Annotated in this window: 12 protein-coding genes; 9 read left to right on the forward strand and 3 right to left on the reverse strand. The window is 64.1% G+C overall.

Features of this window, described 5'->3' with window-relative positions; all coding sequences use genetic code 11:
* The 5 genes from AC1RCS_RS01760 (at window position 1) to AC1RCS_RS01780 (ending at window position 4,794) form a co-directional block, all read left to right on the forward strand.
* The gene (locus AC1RCS_RS01760; RefSeq protein WP_218297370.1) at window positions 1-852 is read left to right on the forward strand and encodes an HpcH/HpaI aldolase/citrate lyase family protein; all 852 of its coding nucleotides are present in this window, start codon (window positions 1-3) and stop codon (window positions 850-852) included.
* A gap of 38 nt (window positions 853-890) precedes the next feature.
* A complete protein-coding gene (locus tag AC1RCS_RS01765; RefSeq protein ID WP_218297369.1) occupies window positions 891-1,859 on the forward strand; it encodes a Bug family tripartite tricarboxylate transporter substrate binding protein in 969 nt (322 codons plus the stop codon).
* A gap of 122 nt (window positions 1,860-1,981) precedes the next feature.
* The gene (locus AC1RCS_RS01770) at window positions 1,982-2,944 is read left to right on the forward strand and encodes a D-2-hydroxyacid dehydrogenase (protein WP_218297368.1); all 963 of its coding nucleotides are present in this window, start codon (window positions 1,982-1,984) and stop codon (window positions 2,942-2,944) included.
* The gene (locus AC1RCS_RS01775) at window positions 2,941-4,248 is read left to right on the forward strand and encodes a glycerate kinase type-2 family protein (RefSeq protein ID WP_492245732.1); all 1,308 of its coding nucleotides are present in this window, start codon (window positions 2,941-2,943) and stop codon (window positions 4,246-4,248) included. The genes AC1RCS_RS01770 and AC1RCS_RS01775 overlap by 4 nt, the downstream gene beginning before the upstream one ends.
* A 126-nt stretch (window positions 4,249-4,374) precedes the next feature.
* Window positions 4,375-4,794 (forward strand): helix-turn-helix domain-containing protein, encoded by a 420-nt coding sequence (locus tag AC1RCS_RS01780; RefSeq protein WP_218341336.1) that lies wholly within the window; start codon window positions 4,375-4,377, stop codon window positions 4,792-4,794.
* A 25-nt stretch (window positions 4,795-4,819) separates the two neighbouring features.
* Here the strand turns inward: AC1RCS_RS01780 and AC1RCS_RS01785 are convergent, their stop codons facing one another.
* Window positions 4,820-5,713: a LysR family transcriptional regulator gene (locus AC1RCS_RS01785; protein WP_218297365.1), complete on the reverse strand. Its 894-nt coding sequence runs from the start codon at window positions 5,711-5,713 to the stop codon at window positions 4,820-4,822.
* A gap of 124 nt (window positions 5,714-5,837) precedes the next feature.
* Between AC1RCS_RS01785 and AC1RCS_RS01790 the strand changes: the two genes are divergently transcribed.
* The 4 genes from AC1RCS_RS01790 (at window position 5,838) to AC1RCS_RS01805 (ending at window position 9,526) form a co-directional block, all read left to right on the forward strand.
* On the forward strand, window positions 5,838-7,010 hold the full coding sequence (locus AC1RCS_RS01790) for a CaiB/BaiF CoA transferase family protein (RefSeq protein WP_492245731.1): 1,173 nt from the start codon (window positions 5,838-5,840) through the stop codon (window positions 7,008-7,010).
* A gap of 14 nt (window positions 7,011-7,024) precedes the next feature.
* Window positions 7,025-7,891 (forward strand): HTD2 family dehydratase, encoded by an 867-nt coding sequence (locus tag AC1RCS_RS01795; RefSeq protein ID WP_492245730.1) that lies wholly within the window; start codon window positions 7,025-7,027, stop codon window positions 7,889-7,891.
* Window positions 7,892-7,976: 85 nt separating this feature from the next.
* A complete protein-coding gene (locus AC1RCS_RS01800) occupies window positions 7,977-8,972 on the forward strand; it encodes a Bug family tripartite tricarboxylate transporter substrate binding protein (protein WP_492245729.1) in 996 nt (331 codons plus the stop codon).
* A 260-nt stretch (window positions 8,973-9,232) separates the two neighbouring features.
* The gene (locus AC1RCS_RS01805) at window positions 9,233-9,526 is read left to right on the forward strand and encodes a DUF4148 domain-containing protein (RefSeq protein ID WP_369641186.1); all 294 of its coding nucleotides are present in this window, start codon (window positions 9,233-9,235) and stop codon (window positions 9,524-9,526) included.
* Between the two features lie 271 nt (window positions 9,527-9,797).
* Here the strand turns inward: AC1RCS_RS01805 and AC1RCS_RS01810 are convergent, their stop codons facing one another.
* Together AC1RCS_RS01810 and AC1RCS_RS01815 are read right to left on the reverse strand one after the other, a co-directional pair.
* The gene (locus AC1RCS_RS01810; RefSeq protein WP_218297361.1) at window positions 9,798-10,772 is read right to left on the reverse strand and encodes a Bug family tripartite tricarboxylate transporter substrate binding protein; all 975 of its coding nucleotides are present in this window, start codon (window positions 10,770-10,772) and stop codon (window positions 9,798-9,800) included.
* Between the two features lie 33 nt (window positions 10,773-10,805).
* A complete protein-coding gene (locus AC1RCS_RS01815) occupies window positions 10,806-11,702 on the reverse strand; it encodes an MBL fold metallo-hydrolase (protein ID WP_492245728.1) in 897 nt (298 codons plus the stop codon).
* Window positions 11,703-11,713 lie beyond the last annotated feature (11 nt).

The following is an 11,713-nucleotide window of genomic DNA, read 5'->3' on the forward strand; positions in this document are numbered from 1 at the left end:
ATGAAAACTGTCCGCTCTTTCCTCTTCGTTCCGGCAGCCAATGAGAAGCTGCTGCGGAGCGCCGTCACCAAGTCCAGCGACGCTGTCATCCTGGACCTCGAGGATGGAACCCACCCTTCCCAGCGACCGGTTGCCCGTGAGCGGCTCGCGGATTCGATGGGCCGTCTGAAGGCGGTGAACAAGCTGGCCGCCGTGCGCATCAACGGCGACTGGCTCACCGCGGTCGTGGACCTGAAATCCGCGGTGTTGCCCGGCCTGGACATCATCGTGCTCCCGAAGGTGGAGCATGCACGCGACGTTCAGATCATCGCGCAGATGGTCACGGACCTGGAAGCAGCGGCGTCGGTGCCACCGGGGCATGTGCGCTTTCTCCTGCAGATTGAAAGCGCGGCGGCCTTGCCGCATCTCCACGACATCGCGGCGTCTTCGCCCCGCGTGATGGGGATGATGCTCGGCAGTGAGGACTACTCGCTCGATTGCAGAGGCCTCCCGACCGCCGACGCATTGCTCTATCCCAGCATGGCCGTCCTGACCGCGGCACGTGCGGCCCGGATCCAACCCATCGGCTTCATTGCATCGATTGCCGAGCTTGGTACTCCCGAGGACTTCAGTGCCGTGGTGCTGCGTGCCCGCGGGCTGGGATTTCGGGGGGCCGTCGTCGTGCACCCCAAGTTCGTCGATGTGGTCAACGAGTGCTACACGCCGACCGCCGACGAAATCCAGCGGGCCCAGCGAGTGGTGGATGCCTTTGACGAGGCGTTCGCCCGCGGAGAAGGAGCCATCAAGCTCGATGAAGCCATGGTCGACAAGCCCGTGTACCTCCGTGCCCAGGAGCTGCTCGCGCAGCTCTAGGAACCCCGTTCCCCACACCAGAAATACAGGAGACAACCATGAATCCAACACGCCGCGAGTTCAGCGTCCTGGCCGCAACGGGCCTGCTGGGCTTGAATGCCTTTGCCGATACATACCCGTCCAAGCCGGTGACCATCGTCGTGCCGCAGGCGCCCGGTGGCACCAACGACACGGTCGGCCGCATCCTGGCCCAGAAGCTGAGCGAGCTGAGCAACCAGCGGATCATCGTGGACAACCGTCCCGGCGCCGGCGGGAACATCGGCACCGATTTCGCTGCGCGCGCGCCCAAGGATGGCTACACCTTGCTGTTGACCATCAGCAGCACACAGGCCATCAACCCTGCCTTGTATAAAAAGGTGCCATTCGACCCGGTCAAGGACTTCGAGCCCATCGCCCCCGTGGGCGTCGTGCCCAACGTGTTGGTGGTGAATGCATCCTTTCCCGCCAGGAACCTGGCCGATTTCATCAAGGTGGCTCGCGCCAGCAAGGAAGAGATTCAGTACGCCTCCGCGGGCAACGGCTCGCTGAACCACCTCCTGGGGGCCATGCTTTCCACGAGCACGGGCGTGCCGCTGCAGCATGTTCCGTACCGCGGTGTGGCACCTGCGTTGACCGACGTCATGGGTGGACAGGTCCCCGTGGCCTTCGCCAGCCTGCCCTCGTGCATCGAGTTCATCAAGAGCGGCAAGCTGCGCGCCCTGGGCGTGAGTTCCGCCAAGCGGTCTCCCGCGCTTCCCGACGTGCCCTCCATCAGCGAAGTGGTTCCTGGCTACGTCGGAGACCTCTGGGTAGGCCTGTTCGCGGCACGTGGCACGCCAGCACCCGTGGTATCCCAGCTGACCCAATGGGTCACCGCCGCGGTCGCCGCCCCCGATGTGCTGGAGCGATTCAAGGTTGCAGGCGTCGAGCCGCTGAGCGGGGGGGCGACACGGCTTGCGCAGCTGCTGCAGGAAGACATTGCCCGATGGGCACCCATCGTCAAGGCGTCGGGGGCGGTTGTTGACTAGACCTTTGCCTCTCTCGACGTAGACCCTCTCGTCAGCTGTCCCTGCAATGGGGGACAGCTGATTTTTGCGTTTCCACATTCCTATTCGCCTCCACTACTAAGCTGGCCGCTGCCAGGACCGCCATGAAGATTGCATTCCTTGACCGTTCCACGCTGTCCCCTGACACCACTCTGCGCGCACCTTTGTTCGAGCATGAGCTCGTGAGCTACGAAAACACGCAGCCTGGCGAGGTGGCGCAGCGCATCGCGGACGCCGACATCGTCATCACCAACAAGGTGAAGCTCGGCGCCCAGGCCCTGCAGCAGGCATCCAGGCTGAAGCTGGTGGCCGTGGCGGCCACCGGAACCGACAACATCGACTTGAAGGCATGCGCCCAGCATGGCATCACGGTCACCAACATCCGCAACTACGCTGGAAACACAGTTCCCGAGCACACCTTTGCGCTGATGTTCGCGCTCCGGCGGAGCATCTGTGCCTACCGGGAATCGGTGAAGGCTGGCCGGTGGCAGCAGTCAGGCCAGTTCTGCTACTTCGACTACCCCGTGCGCGACCTCGCCGGCTCCACGTTGGGCATCGTGGGCGACGGCGTGCTTGGCAATGCGGTGGCGGCCATCGGGCGCGCGCTCGGCATGAAGGTGCTCTTCTCGGCCTTCAAGGGCCGTTCTGGCCAGGGCAGCCTCTACACCCCATTCGACGACGTCCTTGCGCGTTCCGACATCATCACGCTCCATTGCCCGCTGAACGCTCAGAGCCACAACATGCTGGGCGCCGAAGAGTTCGCCAAGATGGCGCGCAAGCCGCTCATCGTCAACACGGCACGGGGCGGCCTGGTGGACGAGGCAGCGTTGGCCGCCGCCCTGCGCGGCGGGCAGATTTCCGGAGCGGCGTTCGACGTCGTCTCCGCCGAGCCGCCGCCAGCCGACCACCCCTTCATGGCGCTCCTGGACCTGCCGAACTTCATCCTGACCCCGCACGTCGCCTGGGCTTCCCAGGAAGCCATCCAGGGCCTTGCAGACCAGCTCGTCGACAACCTGGAGGCGTTTGTCCGTGGTGAGCCCGTCAACGTGGTGGGGACTGCAGCGTGAACCCGATTGCCGACCCCCGAGCGCTTCTTGAGCGCCTCTTCAGGGTGGCGGTGCGGCGCGCACAGCCGTCGGAGACCTTGGCGGCCCATCTACCTCCTGCCCCGAAAGGCCGCACGCTGGTGTTGGGAGCCGGAAAGGCAGCAGGGGCGATGGCGCACGCGTTGGAGGCGGCGTGGCCCGAGGGTGCGCCAATGAGCGGGCTGGTGGTCACGCGATATGGCCACACCCCGCCGCGCCCGAAGGGATTGCCGGAACGCATAGAGATCATGGAAGCCTCTCATCCCGTACCTGACGAAGCAAGCCGGACCGCCGCCGTGCGCATCCATGCAATGACCCGGGGCCTCTGCGAGGACGACCTCGTGGTCTGCCTGATATCGGGTGGTGGCTCGGCGCTGCTCACCCTCCCGGTCGCCGGACTCGATCTGGCCGACAAGCAACGCATCAACAAGGAGCTGCTGGAAAGTGGCGCCGACATCCGGGAGATGAACTGTGTCCGCAAACACCTGTCGCGCCTCAAGGGCGGGCAGCTGGCTGCGGCATGCTGGCCCGCGCAGGTCGTCACCCTCGCGATCAGCGACGTGCTCGGCGACGACGTTTCGGTCATCGCCAGCGGCCCCACGGTGGAGGACGCCACCTCCTGTCGTGACGCACTCGACATCCTGGCCCGCTACTCCATCGCGGTGCCTGAGGCGGTCCACGCAGCCCTGGCCGAGGGAAAGCTGGAAACCCCAAAGCCGGGAGACAAGCGTTTTGCGCGGAACAGCGTGCACCTCATTGCCACGCCCCACGAATCATTGCTGGCAGCCGCCGAGGAAGCGCGCCGCCTGGGCATGGAGACGCGCATCCTCTCCGACGACATCGAGGGCGAGTCGCGGGAGGTAGGCAAAGTGCATGCTGCGTTGGCAAGATATGCCCTGCGCGATGGCAACTCCAGAACGAGCCCGTTGCTGCTGCTCTCTGGCGGAGAGACCACGGTCACGGTCAGGTCCCAACCTGCTGGCAGCCTGCGTGGCCGAGGTGGGAGAGCGGGAGAGTTCTGCATGGGGCTAGCCCACGCTCTTCAGGGGGAGCCAGGCGTTTGGGCGCTGGCAGCCGACACCGATGGAATCGATGGTGTTGAAGACAACGCGGGGGCCTTCGTGATGCCCGACACGATCGCCCGTGGCCGCGGGGCTGGCCTCACGCTGGCCGATCACCTGGAGAGAAATGACGCGTACGGCTACTTCTCGGCGCTCGGGGATCTTTTCGTCACCGGGCCCACCCATACCAATGTCAATGACTTCCGAGCGTTGTTGATTCTGTAGAGGTCCTGGAGTGCCCTTTCCCGTTGAACGGAGCCATGAGATATGCCATCCGCATTTTCGGCGTGGGGCGCGCGCCAGGCGCCATGCATGCGCGCTGCCCGCGAAACAGCCCTGGATGCGGCGTGAATGTCGCGCAATGCGAATGAAGTCGCATCGGTGAAGAAGGTGTCGGCGCCCTCCACCAACATGGCTCGGCTGGACCTGTTGTCCCTGCGGCTGGTGGTCGCCTGCGCGCAAACAGGTTCGTTGACGCATGCGTCTCCGCTGTGCCACATGTCGGTCATGTGTGCCAGCCGTCGCTTGAGGATTCTTGAGGAGCGCCTGGGCGTTGTGCTCTTCTATCGCCGCAAGGGGGGGCTGGTACCGACCGATGCCGGGCACATCGTCGCAACCACTTCGCAAGAGCTGCTCGTGAAACTGGACCAGATGGTCGCTGACGCCGTGTCTGCGCCAAGGCCTTCCGGCAACATCCATGAGAACTGCGGCCGGGCTGGCCACCGCCAGGTCACATTGAGCAGTCGCTTGGACAGTGTCCAGCATGCATGAACCCGTGGCCGCCGGGTGCCCGTGATCAGGAGCTTGCGTTTCCTTCGCACAGTGTGTCGATGAACTGCGCAACGAAAGGGCTGCGCAGGGTCTGCTCCCGAAGGCATATCTGCAGATGGCGCATGGCCCAGGTTTCCTTGATATCAAGCACTGCCAGGTGCTGCAGGTCAGCATCCTGGAGCGCTGAGCGTGGCACGACGCCGATGCCAGCCCCGGAGGCCACGAGCTGCGCGATGGCGCGGTAGCCCGATACCTGCACCCGGATATCCAATTTGCCGCCCAGCGCCACCGCGTGATTGGCCAGAAATGTGTGCAGGGCCATGCCGGACTGAAGGCTGACGAAAGGCTCACTCAGGCACGCGCCGAAATTGATGCTGCCGCGTCCCGCCAGCGGGCTGGAACGTGGCACGAGCAAAATCAGTTCGTCTTCTCGGTAAGGCAGGTAGCGCAGTTCCGAGTGCGGTTGTTCGACGGCCACGACCCCGAGATCGGCGCGCCCTGCCATGACGGCTGTCACGATGTCCAGGCTCGGCCGCTCCTCCAGGGTGATGCGCACCGATGGATGGCGCGCGAAGAATCGCGCCAGATCGCCAGGCAGGTGACTGCTGATGGCATTGTTGTTGGCGAACAGGGTGATGTGGCCTCGAATTCCATCAGCGAATGGCGCCAGGTCGGCATGCATCTGTTCGAGCTGAGCAATACACCGGCGGGCGTGTTCCAGCATGACGGCTCCAGCCGGCGTGAGTTCCATTCCGCGGGCATGGCGTTTGAAGAGTGGTGTCCCGACGGCTTCCTCAAGCTCCCTGAGGCGCAGGCTGGCTGAAGACGGTGCCAGAAAACAGCGGGCGGCGCCGCGGGAGAGATTCTGTGCATCGGCCACGGCCAGAAACACTCTCAGATCCATCAAGTCGTAGCGCATGAATTGATCCCGCACAGGAGCTTTAGTAGCGCCTAGTATGTACAAAGAGCGTTCGCGCGAGACGAAGGCTGGGTTTGGAAAAACTCGCTTGTTGGCAGAGACGCAGAGTTTGAAACTTCGGCCTATGAACACCGAACTGCTTTCAACCTCCTTGGCGTCGACCGCCCCTTCAAAAAAACCGTTCGAAGGTCTTCTTGTCGTGGCCATGGAGCAAGCCCTGGCGGCACCGCTCGCAACGTGCAGGCTGGTCGAGATGGGCGCACGGGTCATCAAGATCGAACGCCCCGAAGGCGACTTCGCGCGTGGCTACGACCGTGCGGCCAACGGCGAGGCCTCGTACTTCGTCTGGACCAACCGCGGGAAGGAATCCGTGGCGCTGGACTTCAAGCAGCCGCATGACCGCGCGGTGCTCGACGCCTTGCTGGCGAAGGCCGATGTCTTCGTGCAGAACCTCGCTCCGGGGGCGCTGGCCCGCGCCGGGCTCGACAGCGACGCACTGCGCGTGCGCCACCCCCGGCTCATCACCTGCGACATCAGCGGCTATGGCGCCGAGGGGCCCGCCAGCACGCTCAAGGCCTATGACCTGCTGGTGCAATGCGAGAGCGGCCTGGCGGGCATCACTGGCTCCCCCGAGGCGTGCGGTCGCATTGGCGTGTCGATCTGCGACATCGGTGCCGGCCTCAATGCGACGATCGGCATCGTCTCCGCCCTGGCCTCGCGCGCACGCACCGGCAAGGGTTGCGGCATCTCCGTCTCGCTCTTCGATGGCGCCGCCGACTGGATGACGGTGCCGTACGTGCACGCGATCTACGGTGCCGGCGCTCCCACGCGCCAGGGTTTGCAGCACCCCTCCATCGCCCCCTACGGGGCCTACGCCACGCGCGATGGTGGCAGCGTGGTCATCAGCATCCAGAACGAGCGCGAATGGCACAACTTCTGCGAATCCTTCCTGGGGCAGGGCGCGCTGGCGCAGGACGAGCGTTTCAGCAGCAACTACCTGCGTGTGCAGAACCGCCTGGAAATCAACGCACTCATCGCCCAGAGGTTCGCTGAACTGGATCTTGCGCAGGCCTTGCAGCAGTTGCAGGTCGCCAACACCGCCTACGGCCAGGTGCGATCCGTTGCCGATATGGCCCGGCACCCCGCGCTGCGCACTTGGCCCATGGCTGTCGGCGACAAGGAACTCGACCTGGTCGCACCGCCCGTCCGCGCCCCCTGGGACAGCGGGCGCTTCACGGCCGCGCCAGGTCTGGACCAGCACGGCGCCGCCGTGCGCGCCGAATTCCTTCCCGCATGACACGAGATCACTCCATGAGCACACTGAACACCTCGGATGGCAGCGCCATCGATCTGGATTTCCTTCGAACCTGGATGGGCCGGGAGTCTGTCGCAGAAGACACGCTGTCGGTACGCCATGCCCGCCTCATGGCCGCCACGCTGGGGCTGCCGCAGGCGCAATTCGCCGAAGGCACGCCGCTGCCGCCGTTGTGGCATTGGCTGTATTTCCTGGAAGGGCTTCCCGCCAGCGAACTCGGCCGCGATGGCCATCCGGCCCGGGGTGGGTTCTTGCCTCCGGTGCCCCTGGCGAACCGGATGTGGGCAGGCGGTCGCCTCGCGTTCCACGCACCGGTGGCGCTGGGCACCACGGTGCGCAAGCGCTCCGCCGTCACCTCGGTCGAGCACAAGCGCGGCCGCAGCGGCGACCTGGTTTTCGTCACGGTGCGGCACGAGATTCTCGATGGCCAAACGGTGGCGATCACCGAAGACCACGACATCGTCTACAAGCAACCCACGCCGCCTGGCACGACGCGCGCCGCCGCGGTGGCCATGCCGGCACCGAGCCACAGCGAACCTTTCGAGGCGACCTCCACGGTGCTGTTCCGCTACTCGGCGCTCACCTTCAACGGCCATCGCATCCACTACGACCTGGACTACTGCCGCAACGTCGAGGGCTATGCCAACCTGGTCGTGCACGGACCGCTGCAGGCCACCCTCCTGGCGGGGCTGGCGGCACGACTGGGGACGCGGCCGCTCCGGCAATTCCGCTACCGCGGCGTGCAGCCCAATCTGCTCGGCACCCCGCTGACCGTCAATGCGGCTTCCAGCGGCGATGGCCTGACGCTGTGGACTGCGCAGCCGGACGGCGCGGTGTCCATGCAGGCCGAGGCGTCGTTCTAGACGACCTTTCCCACTTTCGCGAAAACCCGAGCTCGGGCCGCCTCCTCGCGGCCCGAGGACTCGCCACATCCATAGGAGACAAACCATGCACGCTACATCTCGCCGATCCGTTCTCACCGCGACCGCCAAGGCCGCTCTGGCAGTTGCACTGCCGCTCGCCACGCAACTTGCCTGTGCGCAGGACTACCCCAACAAGCCCATCACCCTCGTGGTGCCCTTCGTGGCGGGTGGGACCACCGACATCCTCGGCCGCATCGTGGCGGATGGTTTGGGCAAGAAGCTGGGCCAACCCGTGATCGTCGACAACCGTGGCGGTGCTGGCGGCAACATCGGCGCGGCGGCAGTCGCCAACGCCAAGGCCGATGGCTACACCTTGCTGATGGGCTACAACGGAACGAATGCGATCAATCCATCGCTGTATAAAAAGCTGTCCTGGAATCCCGTGAACAGCTTTGATCCGGTGTCGCTCGTGGCGCGTGTCAACAACGTGGTGGTCGTCAACCCGACACTTCCGATCAAGACTTTGCCTGAACTGGTGGCCTATGCGAAGGCCCATCCGGGCAAAGTGAACTATGGTTCGGCCGGGCCCGGCAGCATCTTTCACCTCGCGGGGGAAATGCTGTCGCAGCAGGCCGGCATTTCCATGACCCATGTGCCTTACAAAGGCGCCGCTCCCGCGCTGACGGATTTGATGGCGGGCCAGACACAGGTCATGTTTTCAACCATACCCACCGCACTGCCTTTCATCAAATCGGGCCAGTTGCGAGCGATCGCCGTCACCGGCGCTCAGCGATCCCCTGTTTTTTCTCAGTTGCCCACCGCAAGGGAGGGCGGCCTGAAAGACATGGTCGTGGACTCCTGGTTCGGCGTCTTTGCGCCCAAGGGGCTGCCTGCCCCGATCCTTGGCCGCCTGAACCAGGCGCTTCACGAAGTGCTGGCAGATCCCGCTGTCGTGCGGAGTTTGAAAGAACAAGGTGCGGAGCCCGTCGCCTCCACGCCGGCAGAACTGGCCACCTTGTTGGCCAACGACCTGAAAAGCTGGCAGGCCATCGTCAAGAGCGCCAGTGTGTCCCTCGACTGAGGCGGGCCTGGACATGGGAGGGCGAGGCGTTGATGTTCGGCTTGCTGTTGAGAATGGTCTGGGGAGCTGCGCTCCTTTTCGATTGTTCTCAATACTGGAACAGTTAGTTCGCGACCAGGTGGTTTTTCTTTGGATACCCCAGGCGTACAGTTCAACCCATCGATGAGCCGAACCCGCAAGGCGACTCACCGAACCCGGTTCAGAAATGGTTTTTGTCCCGGCTTTTTTGAGACGCTTTTTTAACTTCAAGGATTTTCATCATGAACACGACCGCACGTTTCCTCTCCATCGCCGCTGTGGCTGCTTTCGCTTCTTTCGGTGCCCAGGCCGATGAAGCCGATGCTTCGCAGTTCGCCACCAAGTTCGAGACGAACCGCACGCGCGCCGAAGTGCAAGCCGAAGCCGCCACCGTGGCACAGACCCGCTCCATCGAGCCCGCCGGTTCGCGTGTGGTGACCTACAAGTCCACGGCCGACCGCGCCGCAGTGCGTGCCCAGGCTGCCGAAGCCGTGCGCACCGGCCAGATCCCTTCGGGCGAATTCAGCGCCATGTAATTGAATTGACGCAGTTGCGGGCCTTCCCATGGTGGCGGCACTTCGCGGGTGCCGCTGCCATGGGGAGTGTTTTGAACAGACCCGCACTGATGACAAGCAAACTGGGTTCCCTTTGGGAGCCCTTTTTGTTGGTGCAGCGCATCCTTGCCAGCGGCGATAGGCCGCGAGTGCGGTGACCGCTCCTGCGCCGTGGTCCCCAGCTTCCCGCGAGTGAGCCAACTCGCAGAATCGGCCCGCATCCGCCGCCTTGGCAGGAATGTGGGCGTGGCGCTCAGTTTGGCAGCACGTTCGCGGCTTCCGCCACCTGCTTCCAGGTTGCCACGTCTTCGGCCATCAGCTGGCGCAGTTGCGCTGGCGGCAGGTAGGCCGGCTGTATTCCGAGTTCCAGCATCCGGTCCGCAACGCCTTTGTCCGCCAACGATTCTTTCAGCGCCTCCGTGAGCTTGAGCGTCAACTCCGCCGGCAACCCCCCGGGGGCCAACAGCACCCAGCTGAGCTCGCTCTTGAAATCAATGCCTTGGTCCGGGTAGGTCCCCACGTCCGGCATGCTGGGCGAGCGTGTTCCGCAGATGCCCAGCGCCCGGATCTTGCCTGCTTTCACGAGGGGCGACGCGGTGCCCATGTCGAGCACCGCCACGTTGATGTGGTTGCCCAGAAGGCCTGTGACCAGGTCGGACGAAGACTTGAAGGGGATGTGGTCGAATTTCGCTCCCGCTTTCTGAACCATGACTTCGCCACACAGGTGACCGGTGGAACCATGACCCCAGGTCGCGTACTGAAGCGGTTTGTCGAGGGTCTTGGAGTGCGCGACCAGCCCCTTGAGGTCCTTGGCGGGAAATGCCATCGTGGAAACCACCACGACCCCTGCGGTACCGATGCGGCCAATTTGAGTGAAGTCCTTCACGGGGTCGTAGGGCAGCTTCGCATAGACGGCCGGCGCAATGATGTGGGACGTCATGCCTCCCATCGTGATGGTGTATCCGTCGCTCGGCGACTTGGCCGCCTGGGCGGCCCCGATGGTGCCGCCGGCCCCCACCCTGTTTTCAACGAAGAACGATCCGTTCAAGCGCTTGCCCATCGCTTCGGCGACCAGGCGGCCCAGGGCGTCGCCGCCGCTGCCCGCGGACAAGGGAAGCAAGAGCTTGATGGGACGGTGGGGATAGTCCTTGCCTTGCGCAAGGGCCGCCACGCTCGCCAGCATCACGAGGCCGGCAAGAACGCGAGATAGCTTGAATGTCTTCGTCATCGGTTGTCTCCTTTTTGGGGTTGCACTGGCCCGTCAGCTGAGGTACTTGAACTTGAAGCCGTGACTGCATGAATGGATGCGGCCGGCGGTCGGCGCGGGGAAGTGCATCGTCAGCAGGACGGACGATGTGTCGGCAAATCGCTCACAAAGCCGTTGCCGCGTCTCCCGCGCCAGCGTGGGGTTCCAGTCGCCGGTGTTGATGAGCCCGGGCTCCAGGAAGATGATGGGGTGATGGAAGATGTCGCCCGTCATGACCCCGTGCTGTCCGTTGTCCTGCACATGGACCGTGACGTGGCCTGGCGTATGCCCTTTGGCATCCTCGAACCAGACGCCTTTGGCCAGGTCTCCATCCACCGTGTGGTTGGAGTCGACCAACAGGGCCTGCCCTGCCTCCACGACCGGCAGCACGCTGTCCAGGAAGGAGCCCTGGCCCACCGGAAATTCCGGCCCGCTTTGGTGCTGCCGAAGGAAATGTTCGAACTCTTCCCGTGCAAAGATGTACTTTGCGCGGGGAAAAGTCGGCGTCCATCGGCCGTCGCTGAGCACGGTGTTCCACCCCACGTGGTCGGTGTGGAGGTGGGTGCACAGAACCATGTCGATGTCCTCGGGGCCCAGGCCCAGGCGTGCCAGATTGCGCAAGTACTCCTGCGACTTGAACATGTGCTGCCACTTCGCGCGGGGCCGGTCCTTGTGATTTCCGTTGCAGGTGTCCACCAGGATATTGGCCGTCCCCGTGCGCACCAGATAGCTGTGAAAGCTCAGGTTGAGTTTCTTCGTCTCTGGGTGAATCAACGTCGGGCCCAAGGCCTCCTGGTGTTTCAAGACCGCTGACGGTTCAATGTTGGGATAGAGCCAAGTGGGGTCTACCCAGAAATTGTCGATTTCCACGACCTTGTCGACCGTGGTGTTGCCCAGGTGGAGCTGTTTCATCGCAGGAAAAG

The organism is Acidovorax sp. GW823-FHT01C06 (assembly GCF_058798375.1).